12 protein-coding genes are annotated in these 20,920 nt (G+C 55.8%); 3 read left to right on the top strand and 9 right to left on the bottom strand.

Annotated elements, in window-relative coordinates; genetic code table 11:
* Positions 1–30 precede the first annotated feature (30 nt).
* The 8 genes from HG15A2_RS13955 to HG15A2_RS13920 form a co-directional block, all read right to left on the bottom strand.
* Positions 31–1,008, bottom strand: a complete 978-nt coding sequence (locus HG15A2_RS13955) for a hypothetical protein (protein WP_145060811.1) — start codon at positions 1,006–1,008, stop codon at positions 31–33.
* Positions 1,008–2,012, bottom strand: a complete 1,005-nt coding sequence (locus HG15A2_RS13950; RefSeq protein ID WP_218931965.1) for a hypothetical protein — start codon at positions 2,010–2,012, stop codon at positions 1,008–1,010. The genes HG15A2_RS13955 and HG15A2_RS13950 overlap by 1 nt, the downstream gene beginning before the upstream one ends.
* A complete protein-coding gene (locus HG15A2_RS13945) occupies positions 2,012–5,278 on the bottom strand; it encodes a hypothetical protein (RefSeq protein WP_145060809.1) in 3,267 nt (1,088 codons plus the stop codon). Before HG15A2_RS13945 ends, HG15A2_RS13950 begins: the two co-directional genes overlap by 1 nt.
* A gap of 128 nt (positions 5,279–5,406) precedes the next feature.
* Positions 5,407–7,677, bottom strand: a complete 2,271-nt coding sequence (locus HG15A2_RS13940) for a hypothetical protein (RefSeq protein WP_145060808.1) — start codon at positions 7,675–7,677, stop codon at positions 5,407–5,409.
* Complete coding sequence (locus HG15A2_RS13935) at positions 7,674–9,779, bottom strand: BatA domain-containing protein (RefSeq protein ID WP_145060807.1); 2,106 nt, start codon at positions 9,777–9,779, stop codon at positions 7,674–7,676. Before HG15A2_RS13935 ends, HG15A2_RS13940 begins: the two co-directional genes overlap by 4 nt.
* Positions 9,776–10,699 carry a DUF58 domain-containing protein gene (locus HG15A2_RS13930; protein ID WP_145060806.1) on the bottom strand — a complete coding sequence of 308 codons (924 nt, stop codon included), beginning with the start codon at positions 10,697–10,699 and terminating at the stop codon, positions 9,776–9,778. The genes HG15A2_RS13935 and HG15A2_RS13930 overlap by 4 nt, the downstream gene beginning before the upstream one ends.
* 407 nt (positions 10,700–11,106) lie before the next feature.
* Entirely contained in the window at positions 11,107–12,171 is a 1,065-nt protein-coding gene (locus HG15A2_RS13925) for an AAA family ATPase (RefSeq protein ID WP_145060805.1), read from the bottom strand.
* Positions 12,172–12,507: 336 nt separating this feature from the next.
* Positions 12,508–14,778 carry a bifunctional SulP family inorganic anion transporter/carbonic anhydrase gene (locus HG15A2_RS13920; protein ID WP_145060804.1) on the bottom strand — a complete coding sequence of 757 codons (2,271 nt, stop codon included), beginning with the start codon at positions 14,776–14,778 and terminating at the stop codon, positions 12,508–12,510.
* A 276-nt stretch (positions 14,779–15,054) separates the two neighbouring features.
* Between HG15A2_RS13920 and HG15A2_RS13915 the strand changes: the two genes are divergently transcribed.
* Genes HG15A2_RS13915 through HG15A2_RS13905 form a run of 3 tightly spaced genes read left to right on the top strand, consistent with a single transcriptional unit; the run spans position 15,055 to position 19,798 of the window.
* A complete protein-coding gene (locus HG15A2_RS13915; protein ID WP_145060803.1) occupies positions 15,055–15,702 on the top strand; it encodes a sigma-70 family RNA polymerase sigma factor in 648 nt (215 codons plus the stop codon).
* Complete coding sequence (locus HG15A2_RS13910; RefSeq protein ID WP_145060802.1) at positions 15,699–18,635, top strand: protein kinase domain-containing protein; 2,937 nt, start codon at positions 15,699–15,701, stop codon at positions 18,633–18,635. The genes HG15A2_RS13915 and HG15A2_RS13910 overlap by 4 nt, the downstream gene beginning before the upstream one ends.
* Positions 18,632–19,798 carry a hypothetical protein gene (locus HG15A2_RS13905; RefSeq protein ID WP_145060801.1) on the top strand — a complete coding sequence of 389 codons (1,167 nt, stop codon included), beginning with the start codon at positions 18,632–18,634 and terminating at the stop codon, positions 19,796–19,798. The genes HG15A2_RS13910 and HG15A2_RS13905 overlap by 4 nt, the downstream gene beginning before the upstream one ends.
* Here the strand turns inward: HG15A2_RS13905 and HG15A2_RS13900 are convergent.
* A complete protein-coding gene (locus HG15A2_RS13900) occupies positions 19,795–20,895 on the bottom strand; it encodes an EAL domain-containing protein (protein WP_145060800.1) in 1,101 nt (366 codons plus the stop codon). The genes HG15A2_RS13905 and HG15A2_RS13900 overlap by 4 nt on opposite strands.
* Between the last annotated feature and the right edge of the window lie 25 nt (positions 20,896–20,920).

Raw genomic sequence — 20,920 nt, 5'->3', positions numbered from 1 at the left:
GGCCGCCGAGCAAAGTCGTCGGCTCACTTCCTAGCGGTCTATGCGAACAGGGGCATCAACAGGCGCATCAATGACTTCGCCCTGAATCTCTCCGTTTGCATTTCTGCCTACAAACTCCTCGACCGCGCGGTCAATCTGGGCTTCGCGTGTTGCCTGCTTGACGGCGGGGACTTCGTCTTCTTCTTCAAACGGCACCACGCCCTGGCTTTCTAGGTGGTGCTTGTAACCGCGGCCCTTCTGATACATCTTTACCAAAGCTCGCCCTTGAGCGCCATCCACAGCCTTAGTGATCTTTTTCTTGGCAACTTGGCTCAAGTGATAACTCAGGTAGATTTGATCGTTCTGACCGAAGATCGAAGGCGGCTGCGTTTCAGCAAGAATGAGTTGGACCAAACGCTCCCGCTGTTTCGCATGCAGTGGAATCGCTTTTTCCAGCTGCAAGATGTGCAATTCTATGAGTGCTTGGTAACGAAATTGCCGGCGCTCGCGTTCAGCCTTACGACGTTCCAGTCCCTGCTGTTTGTTGAGCGTGCCGTCGGCCACCTTCTTGTATATCGAGTCTGCATTGAAGAGCCCAGCACCCAGCTTTTGCTGTAAGGGCTGGATGTCGTTCCAGATTTTGTTGAACTCATTCTGGTCGTGACGAACCTCCATGAATTTGTTCCGCACTTTCGCGTACTCATTGAAGAATTGCCGAATATCGTACTGCCCTGCTAGGCGGAGCTTCATCTCTTGAGACTTGTTGAGTTCGCATGCTCGGCTCATCTCTTCGACTGTAAGGGTTAGCTGCCTCTCCAATTTCTTTAAGGCAGCATCGGCTGAACCCTGGTGTTGAAAAACCCACTGCTCGAACTGCTCGGGTGAGACCTCGAATTGATTCTGGACGGCGGCGGCTTGGTCCTCGAACTCCAGCCAGCCATCGTCTTCGGCGTGCAGCGGAGTTATCAAGAAGGCGAGTAGGGTCAGCCTCCGAAGGAATTCGCAGAGTTTGCAGGATTTGCGATGCATCACGAGGGGCTTCCTTGCTTGACGGGCTGCTTCGGAGGGTTCGCAGCCTGTGGCTCGGAGAGTTCCTCCGGGACAAAGGGCTCCACTTGGGCACCATTGTGCATGAAATGCATACCGCCGAAGAAGTGCTGCCGATTATTCTTTTGCATGTCCTTCCAGATTTCTTGCTGACGCTTATTAAGCAAAGGCTTCATGAGTTTGTCCGGCAGTTGCGGTATCGTTTCGTTGCCATGCACAAGGTTCTCGACGCTATTCATCCAGTTGACTTTCCAACTCTTTTCTAGCATGGTCATCAGGTCGATGCGTTGTTCGGTTGTGAGAATCAATCGCCTATCAAGCATCGCTGTCAGGTTGCGAACGCCAACCTGTTTCTTGAATGCGGCGCGCTCTCGCTTGTCCGCTGAGTAGAGCTTTTGCTGCTGCTCGTTGAGATGGTCGTGAGCAGCTTGCTTCAGGGCTTGCTCGATTGCCGTTTGCGGGTTGGAACTCACTTGTCTGCCGTTGCGAACGTGTACAGCGGGTACCGCGAGGCCCATTCCGCCTCCCCCCTGGTTTTGCTTAAATTGCTGCACGGCGAAAGCTCGTACCGATTGTGTCATCGCTTGTTTGCAGTCTTCAAGAATCGCCTTTTGCTGCTCCAGCGAGGGCCGGCACACGCTTCGTAGATGGTGCAGCTTGGCGTTGAGCTGCGGCTTGTATTGATTGAGGAACTGTTGCTCCATCTGCAAGATTGCTGGGTCGACGACTGCTAGCGGAAAGCCTTTCCAGTCGTTCTCTTTGGCCCGGTTCACCAGGGCGCTTTGGGTGGCGAAATCGCTAAGCCCGACGAGCGGCAAGCTAGTGATTGTTGCCACATAAGCGGCTTCTGAATGGCTAGATTCCTGGGCGGGTGCCGCAAGGACCACGGGAGCGAATTGGGCTTGATCGAAAAGTATATCGAGCGCGCTCGTCCGGCTCGAACTACCGAATATGGCTATTAGTGCTAAGCAAGTTGTAAACCGCATTACTCGGCCTCCGCTTTTTCGAGGCGACTGAAGTACTCGTCGAGACCGGAACGGAATTCTGCGGGCAGCGATTCTCCCGATTCGCCTGTGGCGTGGGAGACATCTCGTTCTTCGCGGACTTCCTTATTGTTTTGGCCGCGACCCAAGAGCGCGATGGCCGGTGTATCGGTATCGCCGCCACCACCGCCACCAGGGCTTGAACCACCTCCGCCACCACCGGGTGACATCTTCTTGGAACGCAGAACCAACTCGATCACTTCAGTCTCGGCGGCAATGGCCGGTGGACCTGTTTCGGGGAGAGAGAGGATATCGACGGCTTCGTCCATGACCTGTGATACAGCGGTGAGAATCTGCAGCTCCTTGCCGAAGTGCTTCTCGGCATCTTTCAACTCGCGAATCCGATCACCAAGGTCGATGACGCGTAAGTTTAAATCGTCTTGCGATTCGGAAAGACGGCGGGCTTCCTCCGCGTGGACAAGTTCCTCGACGGCTGCCTTGGCCTGCTCGGCAACGCGAGTTTCTTCGCGGAGATTGATCTCTGCTTCGAGAATCTTCATGGCTTCGAGTACCAACGATGGTGGCAGACTGTCTGGCGAGGCTCCACCAGGACACTGACCAGAACATGCAGGATCGATCAAGTCGTCTGCCCAACGGTCCATCGAATCGCTCCAGAACTCGGTTTGGGCAATGGCGAGACCCTGCTTCTTCTGAATGTCTTCGCCCAACCTGCGGAGTCCACCAATGACATCGTCTTCTCGCATTTCATCGAGAACCGATTTGAAACGGGTCATGCGGCGGCGCTGATAGTAGGCATCGAGATCGTCCATGATGAACGAGACATCAAGCGTGCCCTTCTCCTCTTCCTTGGTTAGCTCCTTGAGCTCCGACTGGCGATTGCCACCCAGGGCATCGGCCGACATGCCGAAGGCATCAGTTAGCTGATCGCCTACGCGGCCGCCAATTTTGTATTGGTGACGCGACGCGGCTTTGAGTCGTTTGACGAGCGTGCTGCCCTCGAGGTTGGCGAGAATTTCATTGAGCTCGTCTGCGATTTTCTCAAACTCAGCAAGCAAGTCTTCCTGCTCAGTGATTGCCTCGTCGAGTTTTTCCTCAGCGGGCGTTTGTTCGGCCTTGGGTTTCTTCGGTGCCTTGCCCATCACAGTGGTCGTGGGCAGCGTGAGCTTACCCTTGCTGCTTTTCTTCAGTAGATCGTCTGGTTCTAAGTCGGTTTCTGGTGCGGAATGACTCGACTCGCGATCAGCGATCGAGGGAACCTGCGGTTTGGGTTTGTCGTTGGGGTCCATCTTTGTTGCCTTGCCGCCGCTCGATGTGTCGCGGATCATGCCGGCTGAAGGCGCTGTTTTTCCTTGGTTCGGTTTGCCGGCCAGCTTGGGCGCCTCGGAAGACTTTTGTAGCAGATCGGCGACCGAAGGCATGCGGTTCTCAGAGATTTCACCCAACACGCCCAACATTTCCGCCCAGCGCTCTAAGTGCCCCACGCCGATCTCTGAATTGCGCGAGGCTTCACGTACTAGTTCTTCGCCGGCAGCGGTGAGACGCCGCAGACGACGCCCGTTGGTGCGTTCGGCGGCGGCTTGTTTCTCTACCTGACGGCGCGTGTCGGCTTGGTCCAATTCGGCTGCTGTCATATCTCGTAGTTCGCGATTGGTTTCGTAGAGTTGCAATTCTCGGTCGCGCACTTCGAGCGCTTGTCGATGCCATTTGTTGAGTTGCTCTGTCATCCAGATGGCGTGCTGATCGGGTGTGAGTACATAGAGCAAATGCGGCGGGGAGTAGACGCGTCCGCGATCGGGAAAATAGTCTTCCGCGAACACTCGCAGCTCAACCGGCTGAGGATCGATGCCCAGCGACTTGGCGGAGAACACGCCTTGGGCGGATAGTCTCTCTGCCTGGTGGTCGCCTGCGGCAAGCATGCGTTCCCCTTTGACGGGATTTTCCACGGCTTGGGCAAAACCGGTCCACTGGAAACCAACGCGTTGCACGCCGTAGTCGTCGCGAGCTCGGACTTGGAATTTCAAGAGCTCGGTTTCCAGAACTACCTTCTGTCGTGGCAGGTTCTCAATAACGAGCGTGGGTGCTTCGTCGTCGATTGCTGAAAGCGAGACCTTGAAAGGCTCAACGCCGCTCAGGCCGTGGTGATCGGTCCAAGAGATTTCATGCTTTGCCGACTCCTCGACCAACTCTTCTTCGCTGCGAATGGTCGCACCCTGGGGAGTGTAACTCTTGTCATCGATTGCGGCATTGGCCAAATCGCGGCTTGCCGTTGCTATCAATGCGACGCGACTTCCGTAGACGACAGACAACGCGCCGCCACGTACGTCCTTTTCGAGAGGATCGCTTCTGCCAAGATACTCAGGCAAGTGAATGGTAGCCGTGAGCATGGTAAGCTCTGGCCGCAACGTGGGCTCGATTTTCACGCTATGTTTAGCATCTCCGACGAAGATGTTCATATTGCCCTCTCCAATTTGGGCGGGCATTTCTAAGCGGTAGAGTTGCTGAGAACGCTGTGCAGTAACAGGCCGTTGATTCCCGATACGGGCTTCGGCTGCGTCGGGCTGCCAGCGTGATTTCTGTTTTAACTTGAGGTCCATCTCGAAGGGTTCGCCGTGAGCCACAATCATGTTTTCGGGGAGCGGCTCTAGCGCAGCGAACGTGTATCGCGGCGTTTCACTCCAGGGTTGTGTTAGTCGTGCCCAAGCATTGGCTGCGGCGTCGGGGAACAATGCCGCAATCGCTACTACTCCGGCAATCCCAGTAGCAGCAGCTGTTGACCAGAGGCGTCGGCGCGAAGGTGGCGTAGCGGTGGTGAAGTCGCGTTTTTGCGCGTCCGTGGCGACTTGATTGATGGCTGCCGCAACGAGCGTCTTCGAGCGAGCTTGTTCGCTGCGATCCTCAGCCAGTTCGATAACACCGAGAAGCTGATCGCCGATCCGCGGCATCTTCTTGCTCAACAGGCGGGCCAACTGTTTCAGCTTGCGGCGCTTCCAGACCCAATGATGTAAGTACCAAGGCACTACTGCGCAGCCCACTAGTGCGGTAAAGAAAACAGCCGTGCGCACAAGAGCCGGTGTGTTGCCTAGTCGATCGAGTGCGAACACAGCCAAGTAGGCCATGACTAGGCTGAACACGGCGATCGCTACTGCTTCTGTGAGTTTGAGAAACCAAACTGCACGGCGATACCCGTGAAGTTGATCCTCTAGCGATTCGGGAACATGGAGGTCCGTGTTGCCTTTGATATCATTCATGGCATGCGCTCGATTCCATTGACGAATTGGTTATTCCTCTTCACCCCGCGGCTTGCGCCGAGGGCTACTTTCTCACGCTTACATTCTACAAGCAGCGTTGCAACTACCTGCTTTGAGCTTTTGACGCCCTATATCAGTCCTGCTACTTTTCTAAGCGACCAGAACAATCCTAGCAAAATAATCAGTACAGCGGCGGCTACGGGGTGGCTCCAAAGTTGTAGACGACGCATCTCAGCGGGAGGTTCCGGTAGGTCGGCAAGTCGCCGAACTACCTCATTTGCCTTGGTAATATCGATCATTTGCCCTCGAGTCACGCGGGCAATTTCCGCTAGTACCTCGGGCCGCGCTGGTTTGCCGACACTTTCTGCGGCGTCGCCCTGGACGTAAAAGCTGGTTTCTAGCACACCGCCAGTTTGCTTCGCACTTAGGGACACTTCGTGCTTACCGGGCTCGACCGCCGTGAACTGCCCGGTGAACGCGCCCCACTCGTCTCCCACAGAACGGAATCGCACAGTCTTCGCTTTGCCCGAAGGCGCCACAATTCGCGCAGCGACATCGCCCTTGGAGAGCGGCTCGCCGGAGAGTTCCATGACGTTGGCATTCAGAGTGAGCGTCTGACGGATCAGCGGTTGATCAGGCGAATAGTAAAGCCGCATTGTTTCGCCCTTGGCCATGTTCCTTTGGTAGGCCATCCAACGCACGACTTGCCCCCAGAAACGATAGTGATACTTGTCTTCCACGCCCTTGCGCCAACGCCACGCACCATCGGTGCCCATGAACAACACCTTACCCGCGCCAAAGGTGCGCGTAGCCAGCAGTGGTAAGCGGCCATACTCGTTGGTGGCCGATTCGTGTACGCATAACACTTCGCTGCCGGCTTTGGCACGGAGCACCGGTGCGTACCACTGGAATCCTGGCAAGCCTTCCCAGACTTCGATATTGTCGTCGCGCGTGTCGGCTAGCTTGGTGAGCAAGCTGCGGCGGCCCATCTCCGTGAGTTCAAAGTGATTAGGCGTGCGTGAGCCCCAGCCGTCAGTCTGCGCGAGATCAAGCATCACGGGGTACAGCGGTTCGAGCTCGGTGTCGAGTAAACTGAACTGTCGGCCCTGCATTCCTGGCATGAAGACGAGTCCGCTGGCTTGATGCTCGACGAGTCCCTTGAGTAGCCGGCACTGTTCTTCAGTGAGCTGGTTTTCTTCGCAGCCCACATCGCCGAGAAACACCACGTCGAACTTTGCTAGTTCATCAAGTCCTTCAGGAAACGCTTTGATGTAGTCTTGATTGCCGCCACCCTGTTTGGTGAGCTTGGGATGGAAGAGCAGGCAGGAGACCTCAATGCCAGGGTCGCGCGAAAGTGCATTGCGCAGATAGCGATACTCCCAACGGGGGTACGACTCCACCACAAGGACACGCAGCTTTTCTTCGCGGACAGCGATCGGTGCGCTCAGTTCATTGTTGAGGGCGAGACGTTCGTCGCCATGCGGTGGCACGGTGAGCTTCACGGTAAAATCGCCCGTTTCGGATGGCTTCCAGAGAATGGCATCGGTCGAGCGGCTCATCGCGGCTACGCGCACCTCTTTGGTGAGCGACTCACCTCCAGAGGTTTTTAACTCAACGGTCGCTACGTAGTCGCGGGGCAGTGAACTATCAATCGTGAAGGGGATCCGTACCTGCTTGCCAGCAATTCCAAAAGTCGGTGCATCGAGACTCACTAAGTCCACATCGGGAAGTCGCGTTGGGCTGCCAACTGGAATCGTAAACACGGGAGTTTCGCGAAGTCGCAATCGTGTGGCCGCCTCTACGGGTGGCTTTCCGGCATTCCAATCGCCGTCTGACGCCATGACGACCGCCAGCAAGTGATCGTGCTTGTCGGCGGCTCCGGTTAATGGATCGAACAAGTTCGTTCGACTACCGGCCGTAGCCGGTTCACCGGCACGAAGCTCATCCTCACTGTTTTCCTTCGGAGTACCTCCTTGAGCACCAATCGCATCACTGGCACCAGAGAACGGTTCGATCACCACGTTGATCCGCTCGTCGAGCTTTTGCCAAAACGCTTTGTTGGTGAGCTGCTTGATTGTTTCGTCTCGGGCGACTGCTTCGCCCGGTTTGTCGGGCGCTACTACGTCACGTGTTTTCATGCTGGGAGAATCATCCCACAGCACGACCACGGTGGGGCGCTGGTCGGGACGGAACTCCTCGATCCATTCGGGCTGGTTGAATAGCACAGCCGCCATGATGGCCACAGTGAGCCGGAGCATTTCCAGCAACCCCGTGCTACGTCGATAATCGCTGCGCCGCCAAGCGATGGCTGAGAACACGGCTACCGCAATGACTGCAAGCACCGAGAAGATGAGCGTCCAAGGGGTCCATTGGAACAGGAGTGACTGCGTGCTTCTCATGCCGCGCCCCCTCCGGTGAGTTGAGCTTCCTCTGAGCGATTGGCCTCTTCGGTGCGTTTGGTGGGGATTGAAGGTCGAGCGGCGGAGGGAACGACGGCTGCGGGTTGGGTGATCTTCGGTAGGCAAAGAGCCGCTTCTACAACGAGTGCCAACAACATTGCACCCAGGAACAGCCGCCAGATTTCTTGCACGATTCCACCGCCAGTGCCAGCGGTGCGATCTACACGGTCGAAGTCTAAGCCTTCAAACAGGCGGTAGACGCGAGTCTCGGCTACGGTGCTGGTGAGGTCTTCCTTAAGGGGGCGATTCACGGCCAGTAGCTTGTCGTCACTCGCATAGACGCCGCGATGGTATTGGTAGTCCGTCGAGAGGACTGCCTCTCCGGGACTGCCAACGCCGTCAGCCGTTTGCCTCCAGGGTTCGGCGGAAGGGGGGAACGCCTGGCCGGCATTTTGGAGACGTGTTGCACCGAGGGACTTAGCCCCATCGTCGATCATACGCTGCACGGTCGCATAGAGGACCACTCCATCAGCAGCGAGCGACGAATCTCGCGGGTCGGCCGTAGTACTGCAGAAATACACGCCTCCGCGATCAGTAGTGACTCGGGAGAGCAATGGTATGCCGCCCGGCAAGGAAGCCAATGTCGTCGCCTCACCTGCAAGCATGCAGTGGCGTTTCACCTTCCATTTGCCCACCGGCAGCGAGCCGCCGCTCTGTGTGTTTGCTAGCAAGCCTTGGTCGCCTCGCCAGGTGTCGGTCGCGAGCGCCTTCTTGTTCTCCACCCAGTGTTGCCATTCCATGCCGTATGCTTGGCGACTGGTAGGATCGCGCGGTGGGAAAAACACCACCTGCCCTCCCCTTTGCACAAAGGTGTTCACTAGTTCTGCTGCTTTTCCCGTGGGCAGCGGGGCTTGCCACAGCACGAGTGCTAATTCTTCCCAAGCGAGCGTTTGGAGTGAATCGGCCGTGACGATCTCCGCTTCGTTGGTCATGCCCGGCGAAGGGGCGATCGACGCGGCTAGTCGCATCGCGCGAACTCGTTCAGGCTCTTCCGCCACTACGGCAGTGCGTCGAACGGGAGGTTCGTCGAAAACAAAAAATGCTTGGTCGTCGGCAGGATTACTATCGGCCGGCAACGATACGCGGCCCCAGCCTTGTGTGCTCTCGCCGTTGAGGGGAATACGATGGTCCTTGAGTTCGTATTGTGAGCTGGCTATCTCCACAGTCATTTCGGAACGAGCACCGTCGATTTCAAAACGCAGAGGAAGTGTTTGTTTCTCGGTTGAAGAACTTTCGCCAGCCAAGTCGCGAGTAATCACTAGCGACACGACCAGTTGTGCTTGGTTGCCTACCGTCTCGCGACGAGCATCGGTTACTCGGATCGCGGCATTTCGCATTCCTGTGGCACCCTTGGGCGTCGCATAGGCTAGCAAGTGGAAGCGTACTTCCTGGGGGAACTTAATAAATGCCTCACGCAGCGAAGCCCACCTTCCGCTAGTCGCTCGCCAATCGTGCTCTCGCAAGTCGGATGCAATCCAGATTTCAGTGTGCCCCGGATTGTTAGCCTTAATGTAGTCGTGGGCCGCTTGCATCATTTCCGGCAAATCAGCTGAAGCGCTGGCGCCGGTCGTGTGCGGTGCGTCAATGAGCGCTGCCGGTGAAGCAATCTCCTGGGGTTGCACCGTCGCACTATCGATCAAAACCCAGCGAGTGGAGCCGAGCGTTTCCAAGGTGTCGACCAACTCTCGCCGTGCAGTGTCTAGCTTCGAAATCCCACCGGCGGCTTGGTGTTGCATGCTGGGTGAGCGATCTAGCAGGATGATTGTCGTGTCCGCCTTGCCGCCTGCGGCCACGCCCAACCAACCGCTGGCCAAGGGGCGGCTGACGGCAAAGATTAACCCTGCCACCGCCAGTACACGCATCGCCATGATGAGCCACCGCCGCAGGCGAGCGTAGCCGCGCGACATACGATTGGCAGCGAGCAGGAACTTCATCGCCCCCCAATCGACCGTCTGGTAACGTCGCTGATTGATCAAGTGAATGATCACCGGCAGCGCGATCAGCGGCAAAGCAGCGAGCAGCCAAGGCTGGATGAAAGTCATCGCTTGCCTCGCATTTGCGTACGGCGAATGAGAAATCGCATCAGCACTTGTTCGTAGTCTTCGTCAATGCGTACTTCGTGATAATCGACACCCGTTTCAAGCACGATCTGCCGCAAGTCGTCTTGATACTGCCTGAGCGCCTTGTGGTATCGATCTGCGATCTCTGTAGGCTCTGCGAAGATGCTCGTGCCTCCTTCCATGTCTTGGAAGCGTACCGGGCGGCGGAACTGGAAACTCAATTCTTGTGGATCGAGCAAATGGAACGCAGCTAAGTCGTGGCGGCGGAATCGCAGGTGCTCGAAGCATTCACGAAGTTCTGAAGGTTCAACAAACAGGTCCGAAATGACGACGATCAACGCGCGTTGGCGAATCGTTTCTGCTAGCTCGTGCAAGACGGGCACGAGTTGTGTGTCGCCTTCGGGCACGGTTTCTTCGAGCGTATCAAACACGTGCATGAGGTGGGCTGGGTTGCGCCGCGGAGGAATGTCTTTCACGATGCCCCCAGCGACACAAGTGAGCCCCACGGCATCGCCCTGTTGCACGGCCAGGTAGCCGAGCGAACCGGCCAAGCGACGTGCGTAATCGATCTTGGTCATGCCCTCGGCACCACTTGCTGAGCCGAATGCCATCGAGCCGCTTGTGTCGAGTACCAGGCAAAGCCGCAAGTTCGTGTCGGCCTCGAACTCTTTCACGTAGTATCGCCCAGTGCGACCCAGCGCGCGCCAGTGCAGTCGACGCAGGTCGTCGCCAGGCACATACTTGCGATACTCAGCAAATTCGACACTCGCTCCACGATGGGGGCTAGGGTGCCGCCCTGACACGCTCCCCTGCATGGCCCGCCGCGCAAACATCGGCACACTCGCCAACCGCGCCAGCACAGTTGGTTCAAGAAACTCGCGAGATTGGCCGTCGGTCAGCATTTGTTTGGGTTGGTGACGTTTAGTTTTGAACCACAGAGATCACAGAGATTACAGAGGAAACTTTGAGAGCTTCGTGACGATTCAATCCTTGCTCGTTTCAATCACGTTGTCATTTTGCTTCCCTTGGCATTCTGCTACTCTGCTTTCAAGCACCGTTAGTTTTTCTTGTAGCTGCTCTAACTGCTTTTCGATCGATGGTTCTCCGAAGGAATGGTCGAACATCAATGCAACAACAAGGAGAGACAAACAGACTCCTTGCATTATGAATAGTGGCTTATAAGGACTATCCTTAAGGTGCCACATTTCTGAGAAGGGACCGAGGACACGATTAGTTGTTTGATTACTCAACTCCGTGCCCTCTGTGCTCTCTGTGGTTCAAAACAATGTGGATTGCCAAGCCAGGAAGCCTATTCCTCTGTATTCGTCTCCTCAATCAGCCGCTTTACAATTTCACGGGCATCGATCCCCTCGGCCTGGGCGGCAAAGGTAGTAATGACGCGATGCGTAAGTACCGGTGCAGCTACTTCCTGAACATCTTCCAGGCGAACCATGTAGCTGCCCATCAAGGCTGCGCGCGCTTTTGCACCGAGGATCAGGTTTTGCACGGCACGCGGGCCGGCTCCCCAGGAAACTAGCGGGCGGAGCCATTCGGGGGCGTCTTTACTGTTCGGGCGAGTCTTACGAACGAGCCGCGCGGCATACGTATAGATATGGTCTGGCACGGGCACGCGGCGAACTAGTTCTTGGTGGCGAATGATCTCTTGGCTGTCCATCAGTCGGTCGAGAGTTGGCAGAGCACCGCCAGTAGTGGTGCGGGCAATTTCGATTTCTTCGACTTCAGATGGATAGTCCAGTTCAATGAGGAACATGAACCGATCGAGCTGCGCCTCGGGCAGCGGATACGTGCCTTCCTGCTCAACCGGGTTTTGCGTAGCGAGCACCAAAAACGGCGGCGGCAGGTCGAACGGTTTGCCGACCGCGGTGACTTTGCCTTCTTGCATCGCTTCAAGCATGGCCGCTTGAGTTTTTGGCGGGGCACGATTGATTTCGTCGGCCAAGACGACATTTGCAAAAACAGGGCCGTGTACGAATTCAAATACACGCTTCCCTTCGGGCGTCTCTTGCAAGATATCCGTGCCGGTGATGTCCATGGGCATCAAGTCGGGCGTGAACTGAATGCGGCTAAAGTCCAGCGACATGGTCTCGGCCAGCTTGCTCACGAGCAAGGTCTTCGCCAAGCCGGGCACGCCCATCAGCAAAGCATGGCCCCGCGCAAATAGGCAGACTGCAAGGAGCTCGACTACACCTTCTTGCCCGATGATCACTTTGCCCAATTCATCGCGTAGCTTCGTATAGGCCCCGCGCAACTCATCAATCGCGGCGACATCGTCGTCGGATAGCTTCTCGGGCTCAGAGCCAGAAAGTGAAAGGGACTGTGGTACTGAGGATTGGGGGACAGACGTCTGAGACATAGGCAGCGGTCCTCTGCTGAATTGGTCGCGGAGAAAGGAGGCGGGGCATGCAAGGGTAATTGAGCGGAACGGCACGCAGGCTTCGACGACGCAGGCAGGCCCTAAGTTTCAATTATCCAGCACTTGACGCAAAGATTCCACTAGAGCCATTCGCTTTTCTACGGAATTCCTTGGAAAAACGTGCGAAGAAAGTAGCAATAATTCCGCAAAAAAATTGCGTGAACGGTTCTTGTGCCGCGAACATTGCCTCTTATGTAGCGAGTCTCAGGCCGTAAGCCAGCAAAAGAAATGGCTGGCTATCTCTCCGGTTAATGACGCTCCCAGCTCGCTGAGCGGCTAGGATTTCAATACGTGGCCGACGCGTTCTGCTTCATTGACTTTCATCTCTTTAAACAGCTCTAACTCACCCGTCGCCACGTCGTACATGGACCCCATGATGGCCACGTCGCCCGATTTGACCATCCGGGCAATCGCTGGGCTTTCTTGAATGATGTGATCCACCGTCCGTTGGACATTCTCGCGAGCCACGTTGTCTATGAAATCCTCTCGTTCGTCGGGCTCGAGCTGATTAAGACGCCTGCACGCACTGTGGTCGATTGACTGGGATATCTCTTGCAGAATTCGGTCGATGTGATCGCACCCGTCCGGCGTGCGGTGCCTCTCGCCTGCTTCAACGGCGCCGACTGCAGAAGTGACGGCACCGCAACGGGTGTGACCCATCACGAGAATCAACTTGGCACCGGCAATTGCGCAGCCGTACTCGATACTGCCCACGACTTTGCGACTGGTGACGTTGCCTGCCACGCGCACCGTGAACAGGTCTCCGACGCCAGCATCGAAGATCAGTTCCACGGGAGCTCGCGAGTCGATGCAACTCAGCACCACGGCCAGTGGGTGCTGGGCTTCGGCGGTACCATCGACCTGTCGAGAGAGACTTCGATTGATGCGTTCTCCGCCGAGGAACCGGCGGTGCCCTTCGCGAAGGATCTCCAGCACTTGGGCTGGAGTGATTGCCTCTTGCAATTCCCGCGTGGCATAGTCAACGAATTGGATATGGTCTGCCAACTCGTATTTATTACGGAAGCCTTGCAAGCTGACCTGCACACCGCGAGCTGGCCCAACTTTTTGTTTAAAATCACGAATCAAGTCCAAGACATCGGGGTCGATGTAGTCCGTCTTGGAAGCGTCGATCAGCAGATGCCCTCCTTTGGGAGTCTTGTCGAATACCTCAGAGAGGGCCGCCCGCTTAAAGAAGCTCACCTGTTCAGCCAATTCGATACGTGTGATGTCGCCGCCGACATGCTTTTCGACGAACTGGCGAATTGGTCGCCGCAGGTTGCTGTTGAGGATGAAGCTGATGGCGACGACCAAACCGATCAATACCCCGACAAGTAAATCCGTAAAGACAATTGCAAAAACTGTTACGAAGAACGGGAACCATTGATAACGTCCACCAGCGACCATTTGCTTCACTAGCGTCGGACTTGCTAGCTTGAACCCTGTGACCAGCAGGATGGCAGCTAGCGAAGCGATGGGGATCATATTCAGCCAAGTCGGCAGAAACAGCACGCAGAGCAGTAGCAAGATCCCATGGAAGATTGCCGCCAATTTTGTCTGGCCGCCGGCATTGATGTTGACCGAGCTGCGAATGATGACTGATGTCACTGGCAAAGCGCCAAGGAAGCCAGCTGCTACATTACCAAAACCTTGGGCAACCAATTCACGACTTGGCGGGGAGTTGCGTTTCTTGGGATCGAGATTGTCTACCGCCTCCAGATTGAGGAGCGTTTCCAGCGAGGCGACTAATGCAATCGTAATCGCGCCCATGTAGATGGCAGGGTTGAGCCATTGGGCAAAGTCGGGCGTTTTCAAAAACTGTGTGAAGCCCGCCACGGTTTCCGCCACGGGAACTTCCACCAAGTGCTTTCCGCCGATGACCCACTGCTCGTCCAGGCCACCAAAGAGCCGGTTGACGATAACGCCTAGCACGACCACCACCAGTGGTGCTGGGACGCCAGAGTTTTTCAGGAATTTGGAGCGACCCCAAGCAAACAAAAACGCGATCGAACCTAGCCCAATCGCCATGGCTCCCCAATGCAAATCGCCGACGATCGCAAACAACTCGGAGAAGGTATTTTGGTCGTCCGGTTGGAAAAACGACATTTCCCCTTCAGGATCGGCGTCGTGTCCAAAGACGTGGGGTATCTGCTTAAGGATCAGCAGCACACCAATTGCTGCCAACAGTCCTTTAATGACACTCGTTGGGAAGAACTTTGCCAAGTTTCCTGCGCCGGCCAAGCCCATAGCTATTTGAAGAACCCCGGCGGCAGTGACGGCCAGCAAGAACCCCCGGAAGCCGAGCGTGTCGATTTGCGAAGCGACAATCGCAATCAAACCAGCAGCCGGTCCGCTCACGCTGGTTTGCGATCCGCTAAGAAAGCCCACCAAGACGCCACCGATAATCCCGGACAGAACTCCGGCGATTGGGTCGGCGCCCGAAGCCACTGCCACACCCAGGCATAGCGGTAAGGCAACTAAGAAAACAACGAGCGAGGACAGAAGGTCCTTGGGGACGGTCTTGGGAGATAGCAGGCTTGTGTTCGTCATCTCAGGCTCTGACCATAGGGTCATAAAAGTAAAAAATGGCGACTTAAGTAGCGTAAGTGCTTACGTTGCATAAGCGAGGTAGGGCGAGCAGTTTAGCAATCAATCAGATCGTAGAGAAGCCGATTCGTTCCAGTGGGGTTAAAGAATTGCAAACAAAATTGGAATTCTTCGTGTGACAAAATTCTCCCGATTCTGCCTTGTACAATGGACAGTTCCGAGATGTGTCCCAACTGATATGAAATTCGCCAGAATGAGCGTATTAAAATAAGTCTTCCCATGATGAGCACAGTAAATAAGTCTGCCGATTTCCTGCTCGCGCGAGCCCAACAGGGTTCGGGCGAAAGCTTGGGGCAACTGCTGCAGCTCTATACCAACTATTTGCGAATTCTTGTGGTGTCGCAGTTGGATGGCAAGTTGAGACAGCGAGTGAGTCCTTCAGATGTAGTGCAGGAGACTTTCTTCGAGGCGCATCGAGACTTTCAACAATTCCGTGGCAAAACCACGCCCGAATTTCTTGCCTGGTTGCGCAAGATTCTTGTCAATAACCTACATACCGTAGTTGAGAAGCACGTGCTGGCTGGTAAGCGAGATGTGCGCCGCGAAGTCAGCGCAGAGAAGCTTGGTGCCGATTTAGAGAAATCGACCCTACGACTTGATGCATTTCTCCCGGACCCAGGCGAGTCGCCGAGCATGCATTTACAACAACGAGAAATGCAAGTCCGGCTTGCCAACGAGCTAGCCGCCCTGCCCGAAGATTACCGGGATGCAATCGTGATGCGTCATCTGGAAGGATTACCTTTTGAGGAAATTGGCCGGCGCATGGATCGCACTGCCGGCGCGGTCCGCATGCTCTGGCTCCGCGCGATCAAACTGTTGCGAGAACGAATGGCGACGGACGATGATTCGTCGGGAGTGAACACGTGAGCGAGTACCGAATTTCCGACACCACTACTGAAAGTGATCTCGACCCACGGCTGGCCGAAGCCCTTGATCTCTATTTGCGCGAACTTGAATCGGACGGTGCTCCACCCGATCTTGATCGCATCATTACGAATTATTCAGATTTGGACCAGGAAATCCGCTCGTACGCAGAGAGTCTCCACCTGCTGCACGGCTTGGCTGAGGATTGCCATCAGAGTGACAAGCCCACGAGTGCGCTGCCAGTGAGCGAGACGAAGCAGTTAGGTGATTTCCAGCTCCTGAAGGAAATCGGCCGCGGAGCGATGGGCGTCGTCTACGAGGCGCGGCAACTTTCGCTAGATCGCACCGTAGCAGTCAAAGTCCTTCCCTTTGCGGCGGTACTCGACCCGCAGCAGATTGCTCGCTTTCGTACCGAAGCCCAAGCGGCGGCTCAATTGCACCATCCGCATATCGTTCCAGTGTTTGGCGTCGGACAGGAGCGTGGTGTTCATTTTTTTGCCATGCAATTTGTCGAGGGGCAATCGCTAGAAGCGGCGATCTCGGAATTACGAGACTGTTCGGACGGCCGATCTCCAGGTCCAGGCCGCTCCAGTAACCCGGAAGGTGGCATTTCCGATCAGGAGTTCTCCACGCAAGTCGCGATTACCTCGCGCTTGCATATCAACTCGGTGGCGCGCTTGGCCGCTGAAGCGGCCAAGGCCTTGCATCACGCTCATGAAAACGGTGTTGTTCATCGTGACATAAAACCTTCCAATCTCTTGATCGATGCTCAAGGCAAACTTTGGGTCACTGACTTCGGTCTGGCAAGAATGCAAGCTGGCGTTGGGGTCACTGCCACTGGCGACGTGCTGGGAACATTGCGCTATATGAGCCCCGAGCAAGCGGCCGGTAAGAACGCACTGGTCGATGCACGTAGCGACGTGTACAGCCTGGGCGCAACGCTCTACGAACTGCTCACGCTGCAGCCCGTTCACCCGGGTGACGATCGCCAACAGCTGCTAACAGATATCGCTATGCGCGCGCCGACGTCGCTGCGTAAGCTAAACCCAGCAATCCCCTTCGACCTAGAGACCGTCGTACTCAAGGCGCTCTCAAAAGACATCGCTAGTCGCTACTCAACGGCAGGAGAGTTCGCTGATGATTTGCAGCGATTTCTGACAGGCAAACCGACCCAAGCAAAACGCCCGAGCCTGGTGGATCGCAGCGTGAAATGGGCTGTCAGACATCGTCATGTAGCTACGGCATCGGCCGTTGTACTTGCTGTGCTTGCAGGTCTTTCCACATTCAGTGTTTGGCGAATTTCTGGCGAGCAAGAACTCACAAAGGCTGCCTTGCAACAATCGCAGCAGAGCTTGCAGAGTGCCGAGCGGCACCTCGCTCAAGCGCGACAGGTGGTCGATCGCTTCGGCGGACAATTGGCTGGGGAGTTGGCGGCCCTGCCTGGCAGTGAGTCCATACGTCGCAAGCTGCTTATCGATACGCTGGCCTACTATCGCGAGTTCCTCAAGCAAGCAAAGGCCGGTGAACAAATATCCGGTGCCGTGTCCGCCGATGTCGCAGAGACGGCTTTTCGAGCGGCAGTCATTGCTCAGCAGTTGGGAGATCGGCCCCAGTCCGGGCAGCTTTACGAGCAAGCACGCAAGCATTGGCTTGCCTTGCTTGAATTCAATCCTGAGGACGTTCAACTCCTTTCCAGTTTAGCGAAGTGCGACAATAACCGGGCTGAGTTGTTGTCTCATGCTGGCGAACTGGCGTTGGCTCGAAAGGCTTATGAAGCCTCGATTGCAAGACTGCGACAACTCTCAGAGAAGCACTCCGCAAGCGGTGAGTACACCGTGACCCTTGCCGAGACGATGAGCAATTTGGGACTATTGGAAGCGCAAGCCTCGCGGCACGAAGTAGCAGAGTCGCTCTTGATGCAGGCTATCGACTTACTCGAAGGCCATGCCGCTGAGGAAGACTCGGATCGAAGTCGACATGATTTGGCCATCGCACTGAACAATCTGAGCTATGTGCTCCGTCAGACAGAGCCGACAGGATCATTGCAGGCTTGCGAATGGGCAAAGGTGATTCTTGAATCGCTGACTACCAACAATCCACATGAGCGCGAGTACCGCAGCGACCTAGCCCAATGTCTGAGCAACGAAGCGGCCCTGCATTCTAGTTCCGGTAACACTTCTGCGGCTCGTGATGCTTGCCTCGCGGCGATCAAGCTGCAGCGTCGGCTCATTCGTCAAGCTCCAGGAATGCCAGGGTATCGTAGGAATCTGGCTGTGAGTTTGAACAACTTTGCGCAGTTCGCAGGCAATGCTCAGCGCGATGAGGCCTTGCAGTATTTCGAAGATGCGCTGGAAGTTGTTTCGCAACTGGCCGAGGATTACCCGCAGGAACCGGAGTTCGCCAGCTTGCAGGCAGGCATCCTCAACAATCAGGGAATGCAGTACGAACGGCTGCTCCAGTGGGAAGAAGCGTCCGGTGTGTATCAAGAGGCAATCGTGGTGCAGCGCAAGGTTTTCGAAACTCGACCCACGGTCGAGGCTCGTGACCAACTGAGTCGGCACTACTTCAATTACGGTCGGTCCCTTCGAGAATCGGGTGATCCGGCCACTGCGATCGAAGTGGCCCTGCAACGCAAAGCCTTGTGGCCGAAGCATGGCGAGCACCTCTACCAAGTAGCGATCGAGCTGGCACAAGCGGCGGAACTCGTGAATGTAGAAAAGGTTACGGCTGATGTTGATATCCTCAAGCCAAGCGCGGAAACTGCGCGACTTGCTGCCATAGAAACATGGCAAGAATCCCTTGCAGCAGGTTATACTGGTAGCCCGCTAGGCGAGGATGCTCTCGCTAAGCGGGGCGAAGCTACCTTGCAGGCCTTAGTCGCACAAGCAGAATCAAAGATACCTCCTGCAGAACTGTTGGAGAGCGAGTCGCCATGAATCCAGTAGTCAGAGATATTGAACGTCGCCGATTGCGCCTCGAACATCTCGAGCAGCGGCTGGTGCTGTCTACGGTGATGGAAGTTCCAGGCTTTGAGATATCGGGCGGCGATAATTTCCTCCAGTCTCCCTCTGCATTGATTGCACTGACCGGAGAAGGAGTCTCGCTTAGCGAAGGAGGATCTATCTACTTCAGCTTCGGAGCTGCGAGCACAAGCCAAACCGCTGGCTTAGGCACAATAGGAAATGTATTCGACGGCGATAGTGATGCTGTCTTGTCAGGGGATGGAATCGACGAGTTCATCGTGGACCGCGCCGTATCAGACGGGGTGGGTTTTTCTCCGTCCTTAAATCATGGGGAAGACTTGGGACTTAGCTCTGGTCTAGTGCCATTTCCTACGCAGTTGCCCGTGGGTGAAGGGGGAGAGATCGTAGTGACGAAGCCAGTGCAGCCCCCCGGTGTATCGCCCATCGAGGAGTACCCAACGGAGGAGGCGCAGAGCGAGCATGAGTCTGCGGCAAGTAGAGTGGCAGAAGTAACCAGGCCTGCCTTAGAAAACGTACGGGTGCGTGCCTCCTGGTTTGAAGTCGCTGCCGCGGAGAAACAAGGGAGTCATGCAAAGCCAGATCGTGCAGCGTGGAGTGAAGATTCAGTAGCTAGTTCCCAGCACGGTGACCAACAGCCCAGTGACCAACAGGAATCGCAACCGACGAGTACTAGAATAAGTAAGAACGCAGCTGGGCGCGACGATCAAACTCGCCTTGTGTTTCGCTCTGTAAGTTTTAAGACAGCTGATGCTGAGCCCAACAATCTACAATTGGAAACCAACTCACATCCAATATCGCCAACTGACGAATTCCCCTCGCAGAGCCGCGATTCCGTCACTAGGTCATCAGACGAGACCACTCGGGACTCTGCAATTAGCGCAGTGTTCACCGAGCTAGGTACGAAGGGCATCATCGCAAGCGAAGCAGGCAAAAATGCCAGACAAGATTCTCAGTCCGCCTGGATTACCCACGATACGTCGCACATCGTAGGCATGGCGCTCGTGGCACTGCTTTCGGTCGATCACCTCCAGCGGCGTCAGGGCCGGCAGGAGTCTGACTCGGGAGTTGAGGGATTTTCTAAGCGTCGCAAAACTCGCGGCAGTGTTTCTCGTTAATCGAACGACTTCGCCAACGCCGGCTTGCCAAAGTAGTAACCTTGGATGTGGTCGAAGCCGAGTTGCTCGCATGTTTCTAGCTCGCCGGCAGTTTCGACTCCTTCGGCCAGCGCTGCAACGCCCATGTCGCGTACCATGCTCACCAGACTGCTCAACATACGCTGGCGGCCTTCACTTGCCTCGTTGATGCCGCGAATCAAGCTAATATCGAACTTTAAATAGTCTGGCGGCACCTCCACCAGTTCTAGCATGCGAGCCTGGCCCGCGCCAAAGTCGTCGTAGGCAAGGCCGATGCCCATATCGTTGAGAGCGGCACGAAGTTCGCGCATTTGACCGACTTGCGTAACCGAGGCCTCGTGGATTTCCAAGACGAGGCGATCTCCGTCGCAGAGCTCTAGCAGTTCTCGAAGGGAGAATTCCAGTAGTGCGGAGTCTTCCATCTCGGCCGGGTGTGTGTTGGCGAACAAGAGTGGGCGTTTTGGAAGGTCCTTGGAATACCTCACGCCTTCGTTTCGCATGATACGACTTAGTTCGGCTTCCAGTCCTAGTACCGCTGCGGCTGAGAACATAGCGTGCGGCGAGGTGAGCCCGAAGAGCCGGCTTCGACCGAGAATCTCGTAGCCAATGACTTCTCTCGAGCTGACGTTAACAATTGGCTGAAAGTGTGGTATGACGGCGCGTTCGGTGACGAGCTTGTCAAACTGAATAAGAGCCAAAGCTCGGTCAGCTGCGTCGTCGTGCAGGGTCTGTGAATTGCGAATTGGTGAGGTATTCTTGACGCGGAACACCATGTGGGCGAACTGCACAAGGTCGCCATTGGCAAGTTTGAATGAATCTTCAATACGAATGCCGTTGACGAAGGTGCCGTTGCTGCTTTGCAGGTCGCGCACATAGAGACCTTCGTTATTGAGGTTCAGCTCTGCATGCTGGCCGGAGACGGTGGCAACGGGAATAACTAGCGAGCAGTCTTGCCGACGCCCTACCGTAAATGGAGTGGCATCGATGCGCACTTGGCGGACGGTTTCGTCTTCATGCATTTGGCCACAAAGCTGCCAATTCACGGTGGCAATGGCTTGTTCTTCAGCTTGCACGAACATAGTGTTGTGTCCTCAACTCAGTCGA

Source organism: Adhaeretor mobilis, assembly GCF_007741515.1.
In the GTDB taxonomy this organism is placed as follows: Bacteria; Planctomycetota; Planctomycetia; order Pirellulales; family Lacipirellulaceae; genus Adhaeretor; species Adhaeretor mobilis.
The sequence above is the reverse complement of the archived record's forward strand: the minus strand, read 5'-3'. Positions and strand labels throughout refer to the sequence as shown.